The 20,378-nt window shown below is 67.2% G+C and carries 15 protein-coding genes and 1 riboswitch; of the genes, 14 read left to right on the top strand and 1 reads right to left on the bottom strand.

Annotation, left to right across the window (positions count from 1 at the left end):
* The first annotated feature begins 428 nt into the window (after positions 1–428).
* A riboswitch (SAM riboswitch) is annotated at positions 429–499 on the top strand.
* Between the two features lie 60 nt (positions 500–559).
* Both IV088_RS20690 and metW read left to right on the top strand, forming a co-directional pair.
* On the top strand, positions 560–1,747 hold the full coding sequence (locus IV088_RS20690; protein ID WP_291105815.1) for a homoserine O-acetyltransferase: 1,188 nt from the start codon (positions 560–562) through the stop codon (positions 1,745–1,747).
* Positions 1,740–2,324 (top strand): methionine biosynthesis protein MetW, encoded by a 585-nt coding sequence (metW, locus tag IV088_RS20685; protein ID WP_291105813.1) that lies wholly within the window; start codon positions 1,740–1,742, stop codon positions 2,322–2,324. Before IV088_RS20690 ends, metW begins: the two co-directional genes overlap by 8 nt.
* A 154-nt stretch (positions 2,325–2,478) precedes the next feature.
* Here the strand turns inward: metW and IV088_RS20680 are convergent, their stop codons facing one another.
* Complete coding sequence (locus tag IV088_RS20680) at positions 2,479–3,150, bottom strand: transglutaminase family protein (protein ID WP_291105812.1); 672 nt, start codon at positions 3,148–3,150, stop codon at positions 2,479–2,481.
* A gap of 262 nt (positions 3,151–3,412) precedes the next feature.
* Here IV088_RS20680 and IV088_RS20675 point away from each other — a divergent pair, with 262 nt between their 5' ends.
* The 12 genes from IV088_RS20675 to IV088_RS20620 form a co-directional block, all read left to right on the top strand.
* On the top strand, positions 3,413–5,170 hold the full coding sequence (locus IV088_RS20675; RefSeq protein ID WP_291105811.1) for a methyl-accepting chemotaxis protein: 1,758 nt from the start codon (positions 3,413–3,415) through the stop codon (positions 5,168–5,170).
* Between the two features lie 81 nt (positions 5,171–5,251).
* Positions 5,252–5,731 carry a chemotaxis protein CheW gene (locus IV088_RS20670; protein WP_291105819.1) on the top strand — a complete coding sequence of 160 codons (480 nt, stop codon included), beginning with the start codon at positions 5,252–5,254 and terminating at the stop codon, positions 5,729–5,731.
* Positions 5,732–5,781: 50 nt separating this feature from the next.
* A complete protein-coding gene (locus IV088_RS20665; RefSeq protein ID WP_291105809.1) occupies positions 5,782–7,335 on the top strand; it encodes a methyl-accepting chemotaxis protein in 1,554 nt (517 codons plus the stop codon).
* A gap of 39 nt (positions 7,336–7,374) precedes the next feature.
* Positions 7,375–8,940 carry a methyl-accepting chemotaxis protein gene (locus tag IV088_RS20660; RefSeq protein ID WP_291105808.1) on the top strand — a complete coding sequence of 522 codons (1,566 nt, stop codon included), beginning with the start codon at positions 7,375–7,377 and terminating at the stop codon, positions 8,938–8,940.
* A gap of 295 nt (positions 8,941–9,235) precedes the next feature.
* A complete protein-coding gene (locus IV088_RS20655; protein ID WP_291105818.1) occupies positions 9,236–9,712 on the top strand; it encodes a chemotaxis protein CheW in 477 nt (158 codons plus the stop codon).
* Positions 9,713–9,750: 38 nt separating this feature from the next.
* Positions 9,751–11,523, top strand: a complete 1,773-nt coding sequence (locus IV088_RS20650; RefSeq protein ID WP_291105806.1) for a methyl-accepting chemotaxis protein — start codon at positions 9,751–9,753, stop codon at positions 11,521–11,523.
* Between the two features lie 58 nt (positions 11,524–11,581).
* A complete protein-coding gene (locus IV088_RS20645; RefSeq protein ID WP_367171601.1) occupies positions 11,582–12,040 on the top strand; it encodes a cache domain-containing protein in 459 nt (152 codons plus the stop codon).
* 45 nt (positions 12,041–12,085) lie between these two features.
* Positions 12,086–13,855, top strand: coding sequence for a methyl-accepting chemotaxis protein (locus tag IV088_RS20640; protein WP_291105805.1), 1,770 nt, complete (start codon positions 12,086–12,088; stop codon positions 13,853–13,855).
* Positions 13,856–14,073: 218 nt separating this feature from the next.
* On the top strand, positions 14,074–15,654 hold the full coding sequence (locus IV088_RS20635) for a methyl-accepting chemotaxis protein (protein WP_291105804.1): 1,581 nt from the start codon (positions 14,074–14,076) through the stop codon (positions 15,652–15,654).
* Positions 15,651–17,219 carry a methyl-accepting chemotaxis protein gene (locus IV088_RS20630; RefSeq protein ID WP_291105803.1) on the top strand — a complete coding sequence of 523 codons (1,569 nt, stop codon included), beginning with the start codon at positions 15,651–15,653 and terminating at the stop codon, positions 17,217–17,219. The genes IV088_RS20635 and IV088_RS20630 overlap by 4 nt, the downstream gene beginning before the upstream one ends.
* 31 nt (positions 17,220–17,250) lie before the next feature.
* A complete protein-coding gene (locus IV088_RS20625) occupies positions 17,251–18,828 on the top strand; it encodes a methyl-accepting chemotaxis protein (protein ID WP_291105802.1) in 1,578 nt (525 codons plus the stop codon).
* 121 nt (positions 18,829–18,949) lie between these two features.
* Positions 18,950–20,378, top strand: a 1,429-nt coding sequence (locus IV088_RS20620) for a M20/M25/M40 family metallo-hydrolase (protein WP_291105800.1), incomplete at its 3' end; no start/stop codon positions are given.

Below are 20,378 nucleotides of genomic sequence, written 5' to 3'. Positions count from 1 at the left end.
GCAGGTTGCCCACGTACAGTTTGTTGCCCATGGTTGGGACTCCTAATAACACTGAAAAAAATAGCGATGGAGCCCCGTTAGCAAACAAACCTGTAGCACGCGAAACCAACCGATCACTTGTCAAGCGAGGTTTTCAGACGCTCGCCAGCGGATTATGCGCTGAATGCCCCGGCGCCAGTGATTTTTTTGGGGTCGCTTCGAGGCGCTTTCTGGCGTGGTGCGCAATAACAACAGTGAACGGTGGACGCCTGCCCACGGCCGCGCAGCGCCCATGCCGGCCGCTGTCGGGGGCAGATCGGGTGATGAAATGGGCTTCCCGCAGAACAGCGAGACCAGACCGGTGGTTGGGACGCGACAACGCCATCCGACGGCAGGTTTTGTCTGTTCCACAGGCGATGCGCGCCTGCAGGCGTCTGCTTCAATTTATACTGCCCTCCAGCGCCGATTTGTCCGGATTGCGGGCGCTTTACAAATACCGCTAAAGGGGGGACTCCCGGTCTCGCACCTTGCGGCACCGGGATGTTTGTTTTTGGGCCTTGCCGGGCCCGAGGTGCACACCGTGATCGTCACGCCCCAAACCCAGCGCTTCACCGAGCCGCTGCCCCTGAAAAGCGGGGCCGAGCTGCCCGCCTACGAGCTGGTCTATGAAACCTACGGCGCGCTCAACGCCGACCGCTCCAACGCGGTGCTGATCTGCCACGCCCTCAACGCCAGTCACCACGTCGCCGGTTTCCACGCCGACGAGCGCGGCCAGCCGCTGCCGCGCAGCGAGGGCTGGTGGCACAGCATGATCGGCCCGGGCAAGGCGGTGGACACCGACCGCTGGTTCGTCATTGGCGTCAACAACCTCGGTTCCTGTTTTGGCAGCACCGGTCCCACGCACACCAATCCCGCCACCGGACAGCCCTGGGGCGCCGACTTCCCTGTGGTCACGGTGGAAGACTGGGTGAACGCCCAGGCCCGCCTGCTCGACGTGTTGGGCATCCAGACGCTGGCCGCGGTGATGGGAGGCAGCCTGGGCGGCATGCAGACGCTGAGCTGGACGCTGCAGTACCCCGACCGCGTGCGCCACGCCGTGGTGGTGGCCAGCGCGCCCAATCTCACCGCCGAGAACATCGCGTTCAACGAGGTGGCGCGTCGCGCCATCGTGACCGACCCCGATTTCTGCGACGGCCACTACCTGCGCGAAGGCACGCTGCCGCGCCGCGGCCTGCGCATCGCCCGCATGATCGGCCACATCACCTACCTGAGCGACGACGTGATGAACGAGAAGTTCGGCCGGACCCTGCGTTCGTCCGACGCCAGCGACCCCGCCGCCGCGGCCGAGCTGGCCTACCGCTATTCGACGCTGGACGTGGAGTTCCAGATCGAGAGCTACCTGCGCTACCAAGGCGACAAGTTCAGCGAGTACTTCGACGCCAACACCTACCTGCTCATCACCCGCGCGCTCGACTACTTCGATCCCGCGCGCGAACACGATGGCAACCTGAGCACCGCCCTCGCTCGCGCCCAGGCGAAGTTCCTGCTGGTGAGCTTCACCACCGACTGGCGCTTCTCGCCCGCGCGCAGCCGCGAGATCGTCAAGGCGCTGCTGGAGAACCGGCGCGAGGTGAGCTACGCCGAGATCGATGCGCCGCACGGCCACGATGCCTTCCTGCTGGACGACCCGCGCTACCACGCGGCGGTGCGGGCTTACTTTGAACAGACGGTGGCGAAAGCGGTCGCCGGGGAGGTGACCCATGGCTGATCCCAACGTGATGCAGAGCATCGCCCGTCTGGTGCCGCCGGGCTCTCGCGTGCTCGATCTCGGCTGCGGCGACGGCGCCTTGCTCGCCCACCTGCAGGCCACGCGCCAGTGCACCGGCTACGGCGTGGAGATCGACGACGCCAAGCTGCTGGCCTGCGTGAAGCGCGGGGTCAATGTGCTCCAGCTCAACCTCGAGGGCGGGCTCAGCATGTTCGGCGACGACGCTTTCGACGTCGTGCTGCAGATCGACACCCTCCAGCACCTGCGCAACGCGCAGACCATGCTGCGGGAGACCGCCCGCGTGGGGCGCATCGGCATCGTGGCCTTCCCCAACTTCGCGCACTGGCCCAACCGCCTGGCGGTGTTGCAGGGCCACATGCCCGTGACCAAGCGCCTGCCCTACGAGTGGTACGACACGCCCAACATCCGCGTCGGCACCTTCAACGACTTCGAGGTGCTCGCGCGCCGCAACAGCCTCACCATCGAGGACAGCTTCGGCCTGCACGAGGGCCGCGAGGTGCGTTTCGCGCCCAACCTGCTGGCCAGCACCGCGGTGTTCAAGTTCACGAGTGGATAGGTCCACCCCCGCCGCGCTGCGCGCGACCCCCTCAAGGGGGCGATGCGAGTGGCCCGGCGGAGCCGGTTCCACCGCATCCTGGGCTGAGGCATGTCGCTCCGGGGCGGCCCACTTCCTTTGCGCTGCGCGCGACCACGCCTGTCGCTGAGGCCTTTCAACGGCGGTTTTCGCGCTCTGCGTCCGCCGCGAAGTCGGCACTGCCCGACCCGGCGCCCCGTGTCCATTGCGGATAGATCTCGGCGAAGGTCGCCCGGATCTGCGCCAGCGGCAGATCGTCGAAGCAGCCGCGTTCGGCCACGTATTCCATGTGGCGCTGGCCCGCGCGGTCAAACGGGTGGTAGAGCGAATCGTCCACGCCGTTGAATTCCAGCGGCAGCAGGCCGAATTTCTCGCACAGTTCGATGTTGAAGGCCGGCGTGGCCTTGCGCCACCCGCCATCCAGCCACAGCTCGGTGTAGCCGTGCCAGGCGAACACGTCGGTCTTCATGGTCTGGCGCAGCCGCTCGGTGGAGAGGTGGTTGCGCACGTCGGCGAACCCCAGCCGCGCGGGGATGCCCGCCGCGCGCGCCACGGCCGCCAGCACCACGGCCTTGGGCACACACCAGCCGAAACCTTGCGCCAGCGCGGTGCTGGCGGTCATGCCGTGGTCTGAGAGGTCGATGCGGTAGGGGTCGTAGCGCAGACCATCGCGCACCGCCTGGTACAGCGCCACCGCCCGCTCGCGGTCGGAGCCGCCCTGCGCGTGCGTGCGCGCGAACGCCATCACCGCAGGGTGGGCGCTGTCGATGCAGGCGGTGGCGGTCAGGTGCGGGTTGTGCGCGTTCATGGTGCGAAATTAACAGAGCGGCCACCAGGCGCTCGACACCTGGGCGACGTCAACTTGGACGCAAACAGTGCGAACAAGTTGGCAAACGCATGCTTTTTTCGCACTTCATTCAAGGGCGTTCACGTCGATAGTTGTCAAGCGAGCCCCTATTTTCCACGTGATGAGTATGGTCAAAAGGATGTCTGTTCGCACCGTTTCGGGCTTTGCGCTAGCCCGGGTGGGCACCTGTTTCAAGCGCCAATTCCAAGAAGGTCAAGACATCATGAATCCAGGATTCACGTTCGGCATTGCCCGGCGACTCTACGCCGTCAGCATCGCCATTTCCGTGGCACTGGCTGCATTGGGGGTGTATGCCTACACCAGCCTCCACCAAGCCGCGGATCTGGCCGATTTCACCGGGAGCACCCGGGTGCCGCAGGTCAGCGCCATGGCCGAGATGGAACTCAATGTGACCCAGGTCTCGCTGCAAATCCGCCATGCCATTCTGGCGCGCAATCCCCAGGAGCAGCAGGAGACCCTGGCGTACATCACCGACAAACGCAAACACATGGACGAGGTGCTCGCGGCCTACGAAAAACGCCTGTTTACAGCCGAAGGCAAGGCGCACTTCGCCACATTGCCGCCGCTGATCGCCGGGTTCTGGAAGGTGGGCGAGGCCAACATCGCCCTGATCCAGCAGGGCAAGAAGGAAGAGGCCTTTGCCTACCTGGTGGACGTGACGATTCCCGCACGCAATCAGTTGCTCAAGGCCTTCCACAGCGGCAGCGAGATCCAGACCCAAGGGCTGGGCAGCGACATCGAACGGATTGAGCAAAACGCGCTGACGACGGCCAACCTGGTTTCCGGGCTGGCGGTGGTCATTCTGGTGGTCCTGATGGTGTTCTCCACCTATGTGGCCTCGGTGTTGCGCCGCCGCGTCGCCTTCACACAGGCCGTGGCCGAGCGTGTGCGCGATGGCGACCTGACCCACTCGGTGGCAGACACCGCGCGCGACGAATTCACGCCCCTGCTGGTCACGATGAAGGACATGCAGGCTTCCCTCACCCGTGTGGTGACCGAGGTGCGCCAGGGTGCCGACGGCGTGGCCACGGCCAGCGCCCAGATCGCCCAGGGCAATTCCGACCTCTCCAGCCGCACCGAGCAGCAGGCCAGCGCGCTGGAAGAGACATCGGCTTCCATGGAGCAGATGGGCTCGACCGCCAGCCAGAACGCCGACAACGCGCGCCAGGCCAGCCAGCTCGCGACCAGCGCGAGCACGGTGGCGGTGCAGGGTGGCGAGGTCGTGAGCCAGGTGGTGCAGACCATGAAGGACATCAATCACAGCAGCCAGAAGATCAGCGACATCATCGGCGTGATCGACGGCATCGCGTTCCAGACCAACATCCTGGCGTTGAACGCGGCGGTGGAAGCCGCCCGCGCGGGCGAGCAGGGCCGGGGCTTTGCGGTGGTGGCGGCCGAGGTGCGCAACCTGGCGCAGCGCAGCGCCGAAGCCGCCAAAGAGATCAAGGGCCTGATCAACGCCAGCGTGGAACGCGTGGAGCAAGGCACCGTGCTGGTGGACCAGGCCGGCAGCACCATGCAGGAAATCGTGCTCTCCATCCAGCGCGTGACCGACATCGTGGGCGAGATCAGCAGCGCCAGCAACGAGCAGAGCGCCGGCGTGGGCCAGGTCAGCGAGGCCGTGAGCCAGATGGACCAGGCCACGCAGCAGAACGCCGCGCTGGTCGAAGAAAGTGCCGCGGCCGCGGGCAGCCTGCAGCAACAGGCCGAGCAACTGGTGCACGCGGTGAGTGTGTTCAAACTCGCCGGCGCGGGTGGCCCGACGGCCAGGCCGGCGCCGGCACCCGCCGCGCGCGTGGAGCCTCTTCCCCGGGTCACGCCCTTGAAGCTGGCCGCCTCGCCCGCCGCCCGTGCCCTGCGACCGGCGGTTGTCCCCCGCACACCCAAAGCCATCGCCCCGCCCCCCCTGGCGGTGCCCACCCGCAGTGGCGGCGCCAGCGACGACTGGGAAAGCTTCTAACCCCTCCAAATTGAAAGACCGACCACCATGGACACGACCCTCCCCACCGGCCAGACTGGCCACCCGAACAGCGCGCGTGCGATGGCCAGCCAGAAGGCCGCCGCCGCCGAGTTCCTGACCTTCCGCCTGGGGGCGGAGGAATACGGCATCGACATCCTGCGCGTGCAGGAGATCCGCTCGTACGAAGAGCCCACCCGCATCGCCAACGCGCCGAGCTTCATCAAAGGCGTGGTGAACCTGCGCGGGGTGATCGTGCCGGTGGTGGATCTGCGCATCAAGCTCGGGTGCGAGAAGGTGGAATACAACGGCTTCACGGTGGTGATCGTGCTCAACGTGCACGGTCGCGTGGTGGGGGCGGTGGTGGACTCGGTGTCGGACGTGCTGGAGCTGGCCGGGGACCTGATCAAGCCGGCGCCGGAGATGAACAGCACGGTGGACACGGGCTTCATCACGGGGATCGCCAGCGTGGGCGAGCGCATGCTGATCCTGATGGACATCGAAGCGCTCATGAGCAGCGCCGACATGGGCCTCATGGACCACAGCGCGCACAGCCTGCAGTAATTGCTGCTCCATTGGGCACCTGCTGTCTAAAAAGAACGGAAGAGATCACCATGAACAAACTCACAATTTCCGTCCGATTGACGCTGTTGATCGGCGTTTTGTCGGCCCTGCTGATCGCCATCGGTGGCTTGGGCATTTTCGGCATCGGTATGTCGAACGACGCGCTGAAGTCAGTCTATGAGGATCGAACCGTACCGATCGGGCAACTCAGTGAGGTCCGGGCGCTGCTGTTGCGCAACCGGCTGGCCGTCAACATCGCGATGGTCACCCCGACACCCGAGGTCATCAAGGAACGCACCACCGAGATCGAAAACAACATCGCTGCGCTCAACAAGATCTGGACGGCCTACATGGCGACCAAGCTGACCGCGGAAGAAGAACGGCTTGCGAAGGCGCTGACCGAAGACCGCAGCACGTTCTTGAAGCAGGGGCTGATGCCGACCATGGCCGCTTTGAGCGCCAACGATCTCAAGGAGGCGCAGCGCCTGACGGCGGAGAAGATCCGCCCGCTGGCGGTGCCGGTCGAAACCGGGATCAATGCCCTCACCCAGCTGCAGATTGACGAGAGTCTGAAAGCCTTCAATGCCGCGACCGCGCGCTACAGCACGATTCGAACCGTCTCGATCATTTCGGTGGTTGCGGGTGTGTTGTTCGCCGCGCTGTTCGGGTTCGCACTGGTGCGGTCCATCCGGCGTCAACTCGGTGCCGAGCCGGGCGAAGCTGCTGCCCTGGCGCAGAGTGTTGCGGCCGGCGACCTGAGCTTTCGCGTCGACGTCAGGCCAGGCGACAGCACCAGCCTGATGGCCCACCTCAAGGCGATGCAGGAGAGCCTGGCCAAGGTGGTGGCCAACGTGCGCCAGAACGCCGAAAGCGTGGCCACGGCCAGCGCCCAGATCGCCCAGGGCAACGCCGACCTCTCCAGCCGCACTGAGCAGCAGGCCAGCGCGCTGGAAGAAACCTCGGCCTCCATGGAGCAGATGGGCTCCATCGCCAGCCAGAACGCCGACAACGCACGCCAGGCCAGCCAGCTCGCTGCCAGCGCCAGCACGGTGGCGGTGGAAGGTGGCGAAGTGGTCGGTCAGGTGGTGCAGACCATGAAAGACATCAACGACAGCAGCAAGAAGATCAACGACATCATCGGCGTGATCGACGGCATCGCGTTCCAGACCAACATCCTGGCGCTGAACGCGGCGGTGGAAGCGGCGCGTGCCGGTGAGCAAGGCCGGGGCTTTGCCGTGGTGGCGGCCGAGGTGCGCAACCTCGCGCAGCGCAGCGCCGAAGCCGCCAAGGAGATCAAGGGTCTGATCATGGCCAGCGTGGACCGCGTGGAGCAGGGCACCGCCCTGGTGGACCGCGCCGGCAGCACCATGCAGGAGGTGGTGAGTTCGATCCGCCGCGTGACCGACATCGTGGGCGAGATCAGCAGCGCCAGCAACGAGCAGAGCGCCGGCGTGGGCCAGGTCAGCGAGGCCGTGAGCCAGATGGACCAGGCCACGCAGCAGAACGCCGCGCTGGTGGAAGAGAGCGCTGCGGCTGCGTCCAGCCTGCGTGGCCAGGCCGAGCAGCTGGTGCAGGCGGTGGCGGTGTTCCGCCTGCGTGCCTGACCGGTTGACGGTGTCCTCCAACCCCTGAAAAGGAACACCATGAAAACGCCTCTGCGGGTTCGCACCCAGTTGCTCATCCTGTGCGCTGTGTTCGTGTCCATGATGCTCGGCGTGGGCGCCATCGGCGCGTACGCCACGCGCCAGCAAAGCAACGCGATGCTCGGCCTCTACAACGACCGGGTCGTCCCGCTCGCGCAGCTCAAGACCGTGGCCGACCTGTACGCGGTGAACATCGTGGACGCGGCGCACAAAGCCGCTGCCGGCACCATGAGCCCGCAGGACGCGCTGACCGCGATTGCCCAGGCCAAGAGCGGCATCGGCACCGAGTGGAGTGCGTACGTCGCCACCGAGCTGGTGCCCGAAGAGAAACGCCTGATCGCCCGCATGGGGCCGCTGCGCGAGAAGGCCGATGCCGAGGTGAAGCGGCTGGAAGCCCTGCTGGCGGCCGGCGACCTGGACGCCCTGCGGCAGTTCACCGGGCAGGACATGTACCCCGCGCTGGACCCCCTGCAGGCCGTGGTGTCCGGCCTGATCCAGGTGCAGCTCGACGTGTCCAAACAGACCTACAAAAACAGCCAGGCCGACATCGGTGATGTGCTCGCCACGATCGCGGCCCTCACGGTGGCGGCGGTGGTCCTGGGCGGGGCGGTGGCCTGGTGGGTGATCAGCCACCTGGTGCAGACCCTGGGCGCCGAGCCCCACGAGGTGCGTGAGGCGGCCGAGGCCGTGGCGCGTGGCGACCTGAGCCAGGACCTGGGTGCCGCCGCCGCCCCGCCCGGCAGCGTGATGGCCGCCATGCAGCGCATGCGCAGCCAGCTGCAGCACATCGTGGCGGGTGTGCGCGACAACGCCGACAGCGTCGCCTCCGCGAGCGCCCAGATCGCCCAGGGCAACCAGGACCTGAGCCAGCGCACCGAGGAGCAGGCCAGCGCGCTGGAAGAAACGGCGGCCTCCATGGAACAGATGGGCGGCAACGTGGCGCACAACGCCGACAACGTCAGCCAGGCCAGCCTGCTGGCCGAGACCGCTAGCGCGCTGGCCCGCCAGGGCGGCGACGCGGTCCTCCAGGCGGTGGCGACCATGAAGGTCATCAGCGACAGCAGCAAGAAGATCGGCGACATCGTCGGTGTGATGGACGGCATCGCCTTCCAGACCAACCTGCTGGCCCTGAACGCGGCGGTGGAAGCCGCCCGCGCCGGTGACCAGGGCCGGGGGTTCGCGGTGGTGGCCAGCGAGGTGCGCCACCTGGCCCAGCTCAGCGCCGAAGCGGCGAAAGAGATCAAGGGCCTGATCGCCTCCAGCGCCGGTCACGTGGCGCAAGGTCTGACGGAGGTCGATCGGGCGGGCGCCACCATGAACCAGGTGGTGGGGTCGATCCAGCGGGTGTCGGGCCTCATGAGCGACATCAGCGCGGCCAGCCAGGAGCAGCGCATCGGCATGGGCCAGGTCAGCGAAGCGGTGAGCCAGATGGACCAGGCCACGCAGCAGAACGCCGCGCTGGTCGAAGAAAGCGCCGCGGCCGCGGCCAGCCTGCGCAACCAGGCCGACCAACTGGTGCACGCGGTGAGCGTGTTCCGTCTCGCGGGCGACGGGCGGCGGGGCTGAGCGGTCCCACCTCCGACCCGAGCGGGCGCCCTGGTGGCGCCCGTGGGCATTTTGGGGGTGTCCCTTCTTCGGCCAAGGGTCCCGCTGAAGCGGGCCTGCGCGTCAAACCGTGTACTTCCGTATGCGGGCTGGCCCCAAGCAGCGGGTTTGCACGGGCTTTGCTGCGCTTATTCCGACTTCAGTCAGCGCCGGGTCGGTCGATAGTCCATAGACCTCTTCCGTCTTTCAAGGACCGACCACCATGGACACGACCCTCCCCACCGGCCAGACTGGCCACCCGAACAGCGCGCGTGCGATGGCCAGCCAGAAGGCCGCCGCCGCCGAGTTCCTGACCTTCCGCCTGGGGGCGGAGGAATACGGCATCGACATCCTGCGCGTGCAGGAGATCCGCTCGTACGAAGAGCCCACCCGCATCGCCAACGCGCCGAGCTTCATCAAAGGCGTGGTGAACCTGCGCGGGGTGATCGTGCCGGTGGTGGATCTGCGCATCAAGCTCGGGTGCGAGAAGGTGGAATACAACGGCTTCACGGTGGTGATCGTGCTCAACGTGCACGGTCGCGTGGTGGGGGCGGTGGTGGACTCGGTGTCGGACGTGCTGGAGCTGGCCGGGGACCTGATCAAGCCGGCGCCGGAGATGAACAGCACGGTGGACACGGGCTTCATCACGGGGATCGCCAGCGTGGGCGAGCGCATGCTGATCCTGATGGACATCGAAGCGCTCATGAGCAGCGCCGACATGGGCCTCATGGACACCACGAATTCCCTCCAGTGAACGCCCGGCGCTCGCCTCCTTTCATTCCCCATTCTTAGATGGACATCATGATGTTCGAAAAACTCAAAATTGGACACCGGCTGACGCTGGGTTTTGTCAGCGTGCTGGTGCTGCTGGTGGCCATCACCGCGGTCGCCTGGAGCAGCCTGCAGACTGCCCAGGGGGCCACGGAAAACGTGGTCGAGATGGATCAACGCGCGGCGTTGGCCGACGAGTGGCTGGCCAGCACGCGCCTGAACATCAATCGCGTGCTGGGTCTCGCGAAATCGGGGGCCAACCCCGAGGTGGACGCCTACTTCAAGCCGCTGATCGCGCAGACCACCGAGCGCATCAACGAGCTGCAGAAGACGCTGGACGCCGAAATCACCAGCGACAAGGGCAAGGCCCTGCTGAAGGACATCGCCGATCGCCGCGCCGAATACATCGCCGTGCGCAAGACCTACTTCGACGCGCTCAAGAGCGGTGAAATCGACGCCGCGGCCCAGCAACTGGACTCGGCGTTGTTGCCCGCCGCCAACCGCTACACCGACACCATGGTGCAGCTGCAGGTCTACGAACGTGAGCTGGTCACAGCTGCTGTCGAGGCGTCCAAAGAAGCGGCCAGTCGCCAGGAGATGCTGATCATGACGCTGGCGGCGCTGGCGTTGCTGCTGGCCAGCCTGGTGGCCTGGCGGATCACGGTCTCGGTGACGGTGCCGTTGCACGAGGCGGTGGGCATTGCCACCGCGGTGGCCGCAGGCGATCTGAACGGACACGTGCACACGAACCGCAAAGACGAGCTGGGCGACCTTCTTCGCTCCCTGGGCGCGATGAAAGACTCGCTGCACAAGACCGTGGTGCAGGTGCGCCAGGCGACCGACAGCATCGGCACGGCGAGCGCGGAGATTGCCTCGGGCAACCAGGACCTGTCCAGCCGCACCGAGCAGGCCGCCAGCAGCCTGGAGCAGACAGCGGCCAGCATGGAAGAGCTCACCGCCACCGTGCGCCAGAGCGCCGACGCGGCACGCCAGGCCAACCAGCTCGCGGCCTCGGCCTCGGAGATCGCCGTGCGCGGCGGCCAGGTGGTGGGCCAGGTGGTCACCACGATGGAGGAGATCAACCACAGCAGCCAGAAGATCAGCGACATCATCGGCGTGATCGACGGCATCGCGTTCCAGACCAACATCCTGGCCTTGAACGCGGCGGTGGAAGCCGCCCGCGCGGGCGAGCAGGGCCGGGGCTTTGCGGTGGTGGCGGCCGAGGTGCGCAACCTGGCGCAGCGCAGCGCCGAGGCGGCCAAAGAGATCAAGGGCCTGATCGGCGCGAGCGTGGACAAGGTCGATGCCGGCACGCGCCTGGTGGCCGATGCGGGCCAGACCATGAGCGAGATCGTGGGCTCGGTGCAGCGCGTCTCCGACATCATTGGCGAGATCACGGCGGCCTCGGGCGAGCAGAGCGACGGCATCGGCCAGGTCAACGTGGCGGTCACGCAGCTGGACCAGATGACGCAGCAGAACGCGGCGCTGGTGGAAGAAAGTGCCGCCGCCGCCGAGAGCCTCAGGGAGCAGGCCAGCAAGCTCGCACAGGTGATTCAGATCTTCCGCACCGACGGGGCGGCGCCCTTGCACAGTCACGCGCCGTTGCAGCGCCCTGGCGCAGCGCAGCCGCCCGCCATCAAGCCCGCGCCCGCGACGCAGGCCCGCGTTGCTGCACCACCGGCTGCCGTGCCCCAGCGCCCGGCCGCGCCACCGCCCACCAGGCCGTCGGCCACCCAGGTCCCCGTCAAGGCCCTCGTTGCCGCCGGTGCCGAGGGTGAATGGGAAAGTTTTTGAGCTCGTGATCCCGCTGTCCGTTCCCCCCAACCCGTCCCTTTCAACCCTGGAGATTCTCATGAAAACCGTTCGCCACTTGCTCGGTGCCTGCACCGCCGTCGCTCTGCTGATGACCCCGTTCGTTGCCCACGCCGAAGCCACCGCCGATGACGCCACCGCCATGGTCAAGAAAGGCGTGTCCTTCATCAAGGCCAATGGCAAGGAAAAGGGCCACGCCGAGATCAGCAGCAAGACCAGCCAGTTCAAGAAGGACGACCTCTACCTCGTGGTCTACGGCCTGGACGGCATGGTGCACGCGCACGGCGCCAACGAAAAAATGATCGGCAAGAACCTGATCGAGCTCAAGGACATCGACGGCAAGCCCTTTGTGAAGGAGCGTGTCGAAATGGCCAAAACCAAAGCCACTTTCTGGCAGGACTACAAGTTCACCAACCCCGAGACCAAGAAGATCGAGCCCAAGTCGATGTACTGCGAGAAGCTGGACGAGTCCGTGGTCTGCGGCGGCATCTACAAGTAAACCGCTTCCCCTCGGCAGCGCCCCGAACCTTCTCTAGGACACCTCATGAAACTGGGCCACAAGCTCCTCCTCGCGCCCGTGCTCACGGCCGCCGTCGTGCTGGCCACCGGGCAGCTGGACTCCTATTTGCTGAGCCGGTCCAACGCGCAAGCGGTGACCAGTTTCAGTGGACACATGGAAGAGGTGCGCATTCTTGGCGCGCTGCAGGACGATGTGAACCAGGTGCATGTGAAGGTCTACCGGATGATGACCATCATCGGTTCGCTGGACGAGGCCACGATCGCTGCCAAACGCAAAGACGTCGCCGCCAAAAGCGAAGCCATGATGGGCACCTTGGCGACGCAGATTGCGAAGGAAGAAGCGGGCAGCCCGTTGCGCCCCGACATGGAAGCGGCGCAAGCGCAGCTGGTCAGCTATGCCAAAAAAACCGACATGGCGATCGATCTGGCCTCGGTCGATGCCAACACAGGCGTGGCGGCCATGCAAGGGGCCGACGAGGCCTATGCCGCCCTGACCCAGTCGCTCAAGACGGCGCAGGCCGGGCTGGTGGCGCACTCGGCTCAGGCAGCCCAGGCCGGGGAGGTTTCGGCGACCCGGATGCACTGGCTGTTGAGTCTGTTGTCCCTGGTCGCGGCGGGTGTGGTGGTCGGGCTGTCGTGGCTGGTGTTGCGCAAGGTGGCGTTGTCGCTGGCGCAGGCGTCGACGGTGGCACGCAGCGTGGCCGAAGGTGACCTGATGCAGGTCGTGAGCACCGACCGCAAAGACGAGCTGGGCGATCTGCTGCGCTCCCTGGGCACGATGAAAGACGCCTTGCACAAGACCGTGGTGCAGGTGCGCCAGGCGACCGACAGCATCGGCACGGCGAGCGCGGAGATTGCCTCGGGCAACCAGGACCTGTCCAGCCGCACCGAGCAGGCCGCCAGCAGCCTGGAGCAGACAGCGGCCAGCATGGAAGAGCTCACCGCCACCGTGCGCCAGAGCGCCGACGCGGCACGCCAGGCCAACCAGCTCGCGGCCTCGGCCTCGGAGATCGCCGTGCGCGGCGGCCAGGTGGTGGGCCAGGTGGTCACCACGATGGAGGAGATCAACCACAGCAGCCAGAAGATCAGCGACATCATCGGCGTGATCGACGGCATCGCGTTCCAGACCAACATCCTGGCCTTGAACGCGGCGGTGGAAGCCGCGCGAGCCGGTGAACAGGGCCGGGGCTTCGCGGTGGTGGCGGCCGAGGTGCGCAACCTGGCGCAGCGCAGCGCCGAGGCGGCCAAAGAGATCAAGGGCCTGATCGGCGCGAGCGTGGACAAGGTCGATGCCGGCACGCGCCTGGTGGCCGATGCGGGCCAGACCATGAGCGAGATCGTGGGCTCGGTGCAGCGCGTCTCCGACATCATTGGCGAGATCACGGCGGCCTCGGGCGAGCAGAGCGACGGCATCGGCCAGGTCAACGTGGCGGTCACGCAGCTGGACCAGATGACGCAGCAGAACGCGGCGCTGGTGGAAGAAAGTGCCGCCGCCGCCGAGAGCCTCAGGGAGCAGGCCAGCAAGCTCGCACAGGTGATTCAGATCTTCCGCATCGACGGGGCGAGCAGCAGCACCCCGCACGCCGCCGCGCCCATGGCGCCCGCAGCGCCCGCACCCCGGGCCCCTGCCCCCCTCGCGGTCAAGGGTCACCCGGTCGTCCGCGACACCCCGCCCCGGGCGCCGGCCGCAGCGACCGAACTCAAGCGCCCTGCACCGTTGCCGACGGCGCCGGCCGTCCCCGCCACCAAGGTGGTGGCCAGCGCCACCTCCGAAGGCGATTGGGAAAGCTTCTGATCACCCCACCACGACCACCGCAGCGGAACCTGACGGCGGCCCTTGCTTCGTTTCTGACCTGGGAGTTGCCATGAGCGGCCCTTCTTCTTCTGTCCGCGTGGGCGGCAACCCCCAGGCCCAGCGCCTCACCCAGGCGGTCCAGGTGTTCAGACCCGCGCGCGCCTGGTGAGCGGCAGGGCGCACTGTTTCCTTCTCAACTTCTCATTCGGATTCCACACATGTCGCTCCAACCCATCATGCGCCTGTTGTCCATTCGTGTTCGCATGATCGGTGCGATCGGTGTCGTGCTCGCCTTGCTGCTGCTGGTGGGCAGCGCCGGACTGTGGGGCATGCAGCGGCTGCATGCGCTCAGCGAGCACTTCGTCGGTCACGCCTACCAGGAAACCATCGAACTCTCCCGCCTGCGCCTGGCGCTGGCCGACCTGAGCCGGCACGAGAAAGACATGGTGATCCAGTACGAATCGCCCGAGCAGCTTTCGCTGGCCAACATGAAGTGGGAAAAGTCGCGTACCGAGATCGGCCGGCACATCGCCGCCATGCTGGAAGGCGATGAAGACGAGGACAATGTGATCCTGCGCGAGATGGAGGGCAAACTCAAAGACTACTCCGCAGCGGTCGAGCCGGTGGTGGCCAACATCAAGACCGGTGGCTACGACAGCGCCACCGTGGCCAACCGCATGCTGGCCCGGGCCCACGAACGTTTCGACCTGTTGCAGGTCGACATCAAGAAGATCGAGGCCGTCGTGGCCGCCGAAGCCGACACGCTGCTGGCCGAGGAAAAGGCCGCGAGCGACCAGACCAAGATGTGGTTCGCCCTCGCGCTCGCCCTGGCGGCGCTTGTGGTGGTGCCCACCACGCTGATCAACATGCAGAGCATCTGCCAGCCGCTGAGCGAAGCTCAGCAACTGGCCACGGCCATCACCGAAGGCGACCTGACGCAACGCATCCACGTCCGCGGCAAGGACGAACTGACCCGCCTCACCCAGGCCCTGGCCGGCATGCAGGACAGCCTCGCGCGCATCGTCGGCGAGGTGCGCAACACCTCCGACAGCATCAGCACCGCGAGCGCGGAGATCGCCTCGGGCAACCAGGACCTGTCCAACCGCACCGAGCAGACCGCGGGCAACCTGCAGCAGACCGCGAGCAGCATCGAGCAGATCAACAGCACCGTGCGCCAGAGCGCCGACGCCGCCAGCCAGGCCAGCCAGATGGCGGTGATCAACGCCCAGGTGGCCGAACGCGGCGGCCGCGTGGTTGGCCAGGTGGTGGCCACCATGGACGAGATCAACCACAGCAGCAAGAAGATCGCCGACATCATCGGCGTGATCGACAGCATCGCGTTCCAGACCAACATCCTGGCGCTGAACGCCGCGGTGGAAGCCGCGCGGGCCGGTGAACAGGGGCGGGGCTTCGCGGTGGTGGCCGGTGAAGTGCGCAGCCTGGCCCAGCGCAGCGCCGAGGCGGCGAAAGAAATCAAGGATCTGATCGGGGCCAGCGTGGACCGGGTCGATGCCGGCAGCCGCCTGGTGGCCGACGCGGGCAGCACCATCGGCGAGATCGTGGCCAACGCCGAGAAGATGGCGGCCTTCATCAGCGACATCACCACCGCCGCGAACGAACAGTCGCAAGGCATCGGCCAGGTCAACACGGCGGTCGGCGTGCTCGACCAGATGACGCAGCAGAACGCCGCGCTGGTCGAAGAGAGCGCGGCGGCGGCCCAGAGCCTGAAGGAACAGGCCATCCAGCTCGCCAGCGTGGTCGCCACGTTCCGGTTGTCCCCCTCGAAGGAGCACGCATGAACCCGCTCATCCACGCCATGCGCCGTTTTCGCATCCGCACCCGCCTGATCGGCATGGTGGTGCTCATGCTGGTCCTGGTGTGCCTCGTGGCCGCGACGGGCGTGCTGTCGATGTGGCAGCAGAGCGAGCGCACCGATCAGTTCATCACCCGCTCGCTGCAGCGGTCGCACGCGCTGAGCAGCGTCAACCGCCAGGTCGGGGATGTCAACCGGGCGGAAAAGGACATGATCATCTACTACGACGACCGCATCACGCTCAACCAGCACCGGGACCGCTGGACCGCGGCGGTGGCGGCGGCGCAGCAGCAGCTGGAAGCGATGCGGGCCGACGCGAACGATAGAGAAGCGCCGCTGATCGGCGAGGCGCTGGCGAGCCTGGCGGCCTACGCCAAGTCGACCCAGCAGATCGTGCTGCAGGTGGAAGACGGCGCGTACGACAACAGCCACACGGCCGACAAGATGCTGGGCAACGCCAAGGCGCACATGCGTGCGCTCGACGCCACGCTGCTCAAGACCGCCGAGGTGCTCGATGCGGACGCCGCCGAGGCGCGCACCCAGCGCGAAGACGGCACGACCCAGGCCACGCTGCTCAACCTGGGCGTGCTCGCCGGGGTGGGCCTGCTGCTGGTGCCGTTCACCTGGCTCAACCTGCGCAGCATCTGCAACCCCCTGGACCGCGCGCGCGAACTGGCCTCGGCCATCGCCGCGGGCGACCTGACGCGCCGCATCGAGATCGACGGTCGCGACGAGACCGCGTCGATGATGGAGGCCCTGCGCACGATGCAGTCGTCGCTGCAGACCACCGTGGGCCAGGTGCGCAGCGCCACCGACAGCATCCACACCGCGTCGGCGGAGATCGCCTCGGGCAACCAGGACCTGAGCGCCCGCACCGAGCAGGCCGCGAGCAGCCTGCAGCAGACCGCCGCCAGCATGGAGCAGCTCAACAGCACCATGCGCCAGAGCGCGGACGCCGCCCGCCAGGCCAGCGAGATGGCCGTGGCCAACGCCGAAGTCGCCGCGCGCGGCGGCCAGGTGGTCGGCCAGGTGGTGGCCACCATGGACGAGATCAACCACAGCAGCAAAAAGATCAGCGACATCATCGGCGTGATCGACGGCATCGCGTTCCAGACCAACATCCTGGCGTTGAACGCTGCGGTGGAAGCCGCCCGCGCGGGCGAGCAGGGCCGAGGCTTTGCGGTGGTGGCGGCCGAGGTGCGCAACCTGGCGCAGCGCAGCGCCGAGGCGGCCAAAGAGATCAAGGGCCTGATCGGCGCGAGCGTGGACAAGGTCGATGCCGGCACCCGCCTGGTGGCCGAAGCGGGCCACACCATCGACGAGGTGGTCGCCAACGCACAGCGCGTGGCCCACATCATTGGCGAGATCACCGCCGCCAGCGGTGAACAGAGCAGCGGCATCGGCCAGGTCAACACCGCCGTGAACCACCTCGACCAGATGACGCAGCAAAACGCCGCGCTGGTGGAAGAGAGCGCGGCTGCGGCCGCGAGCCTCCAGGACCAGGCCTCCCGCCTGTCCCAGGTGGTGCAGGTGTTCCGCTTGCAGGCCTGACCCGTTTTGTCATCGTCAACCGAACATCACCATGCTGCACAACTTGAGCTTTCGCCAGAAAATCATCACGCTGTTGCTTTTTGCGGTCGTCGGCATCGCCGTCATCGCCAGCTTGTCGGTGGTGCAGTCGCGCAGGCAGATCACCGAAGGGCTGCAGGGTCAGCTGGTCACCGGCGTGCAGTCGGCGCACACCATCGTGGAAGGTTTTCGTGCCCAGGCTGCCGCCGGCAAGATGACCGAGGCCGAGGCCCAGCGGGCCGCCCAGGAGGCCTTGCGCATGGCGCGCTACGGCGCTGAGGGCAAAGACTATTACTACATCTGGTCGCTGGCGGGCGCTGGCGTGATGCACCCTCTCAAGCCCGAATGGGCCGGTCAGGACATGATTGGCAAGGTCAAGGACGGCAACGGCGTGGACATCATCGAGGCCTTGATCAAGGGCCTTCGCCACAGCGGCAACGGACGCGCTTTTGTGCAGACCAACTTCCCGCGGCCCGGTGGCACCGCGCCGGTTCCCAAGCTGCAGTACGTGATTCAGGTCGACGGCTGGAACTGGATGGTGGGTTCGGGCCTGTACACGGACGACCTCGACGTGCAGGTGCGCCAGGCGATCCTCACCAACCTCGGGGTGGGCCTGGCGGCGCTGCTGGTCATTGGTGGCATCGGCTGGGCGACCCTGCGCAGCGTGACGCGCCAGATCGGTGGCGATCCTGTCGAGGCGGTGGCGGTGATGAAGGACGTGGCAAACGGCAACCTGGCCGTGGAATTGCGCCACGCGCCCGCCGGCAGCCTGCTGGCGGTGCTGGGTGAGATGGTGTCGTCGCTGCGCCAGACGGTGGGCCAGGTGCGCAATGCCACCGACAGCATCACCACCGCGTCGGTGGAGATCGCCAGCGGCAACCAGGACCTCTCGGCCCGCACCGAACAGGCCGCGTCGAGCCTGCAGGAGACGGCGGCCAGCATGGAGGAGCTCACCAGCACCGTGCGCCACAGCGCCGACGCCGCGCGCACCGCCAACCAGCTGGCCGAATCGGCCGCCAGCATCGCGCGCCGCGGGGGCACCATGGTGGCCGAGGTGGTCACGACCATGGACCAGATCAACCAGAGCAGCCAGAAGATCAGCGAGATCATCGGCGTGATCGACGGCATCGCCTTCCAGACCAACATCCTGGCGCTGAACGCCGCGGTGGAAGCGGCGCGGGCGGGTGAACAGGGCCGCGGCTTTGCGGTGGTGGCGGCCGAGGTGCGCAACCTCGCGCAGCGCAGCGCCGAAGCGGCGAAGGAAATCAAGACCCTGATCGGGACCAGCGTGGACAAGGTCGATGCCGGCACGCGCCTGGTGGCCGGCACCGGATCGACCATGGACGAGATCGTGGCCAGCGTGCAGCGGGTGACCGACATCATGGGCGAGATCAGTTCGGCCACGGCCGAACAGAGCCAGGGCATCGCGCAGGTCAATGTCGCGGTGACGCAGCTCGACCAGATGACGCAGCAGAACGCCGCGCTGGTGGAGCAGAGTGCCGCGGCCGCGGAGAGCCTGAAAGACCAGGCGGCCGGTCTGGCCCAGGTGGTCCGGGTGTTCCGGTTGACGGACGCGGCGGCGCCGGGCTGAGCGCCCTTCGCCCGTCAATGAGATGACCACGCGCGGCGATGGCCTCGTGACACGGTGTGGCGGCTCGCCTGCCTATACTTGTTGATCGTGGGCCGCCAGGCCCGATCTGGAGATCAACGCCATGAACGCACGCCTGCCCCAACCGTTGCCGCTGGACGCCAGCGCGTTGCAGACCCATGTGGACGCGGCCTGGCAAGAGCGCATCGTGCCCGAGCTGGTGCGCTACATCGAAGTGCCCGCCAAGTCGCCGATGTTCGACCCCGACTGGGCGGCGCACGGCCTGCTGGAGCGCGTGCTGCAATCCGCCGCCGACTGGGTGCGCGCGCAGGCCGTCGAGGGCCTCACGCTGGAGATCGTTCGGCTCAACGATGCCCACGGCACACCCCGCACGCCGGTGCTGTTCTTTGACGTGCCGGCCAGCGCGGGCAAAGATGGGACGCCCGCGCCCGCCTCCGGCCAGACCGTGCTGATGTACGGCCACCTCGACAAGCAGCCCGAGTTCACCGGCTGGCGCAGCGACCTCGGCCCCTGGACGCCCAAGATCGACGACGGCAAGCTGTATGGCCGCGGTGGTGCCGACGACGGTTACGCGGTCTACGCCAGCATCGCGGCCGTCCAGGCGCTCAAGGCCCAGGGCGTGGCCCACCCGCGCATCGTCGGCCTGATCGAAACCTGCGAAGAAAGCGGCTCGGCCGACCTGCTGCCCTACGTGGACGCGCTGCGCACGCGGCTGGGCGACGTGGGCCTGGTGATCTGCCTCGACAGCGGCGCCGGCAACTACGACCAGCTCTGGCTCACCACCAGCCTGCGCGGCATGGCCAGCGGCGTGCTGAAGGTGGAGGTCCTCACCGAAGGCATCCACTCGGGCGACGCCTCGGGCCTGGTGCCGTCGAGCTTTCGCATCATGCGGCAGGTGCTGGACCGTCTCGAAGACAGCGCCACCGGCCGCCTGCTGCCCGCGAGCTTTCATTGTGAGGTGCCGGCCGAGCGGCTGGCGCAGGCACAGGCCACGGCCGCCGTCCTGGGCGAGGAACTCTACAAACGCTTCCCCTGGGCGCACCACGACTGTGGCGGTTCCAGCGTGTTCGCCCTGCCCACCACCACCGACCCGGTGGAGGCCCTGCTCAACCGCACCTGGCGGCCCACGCTGAGCGTCACCGGGGCCGATGGTTTCCCCACGCTGCAGAACGCCGGCAACGTGCTGCGGCCCTACACCGCCTTCAAGCTCAGCCTGCGCCTGCCGCCGCTGGTGGACGCCCCCGCCGCCGTGCAACAGCTCAAGGCCTTGCTGGAAGACAACGCGCCCTACCAGGCCAAGGTGACGTTTGAAGGCGAGGGCGCGGCCACCGGCTGGAACGCCCCGGCCACCACGCCGTGGTTCGAGGACGCGCTGCAAAGCGCCTCGCAGGCCCACTTCGGCGCCGCCTGCGGCACCATCGGTCAGGGCGGCACCATCCCGCTCATGAACATGCTCAGCCAGGGCTTTCCGAGCGCGCAGATGATGGTCTGCGGCGTGCTCGGCCCCAAGAGCAACGCGCACGGCCCGAACG

Origin of the sequence: Hydrogenophaga sp., assembly GCF_018780075.1 — a bacterium.
Taxonomy (GTDB): Bacteria; Pseudomonadota; Gammaproteobacteria; order Burkholderiales; family Burkholderiaceae_C; genus Hydrogenophaga.
Note: the sequence above shows the minus strand (reverse complement) of the source record. Positions and strands in the feature narration are given on the sequence as shown.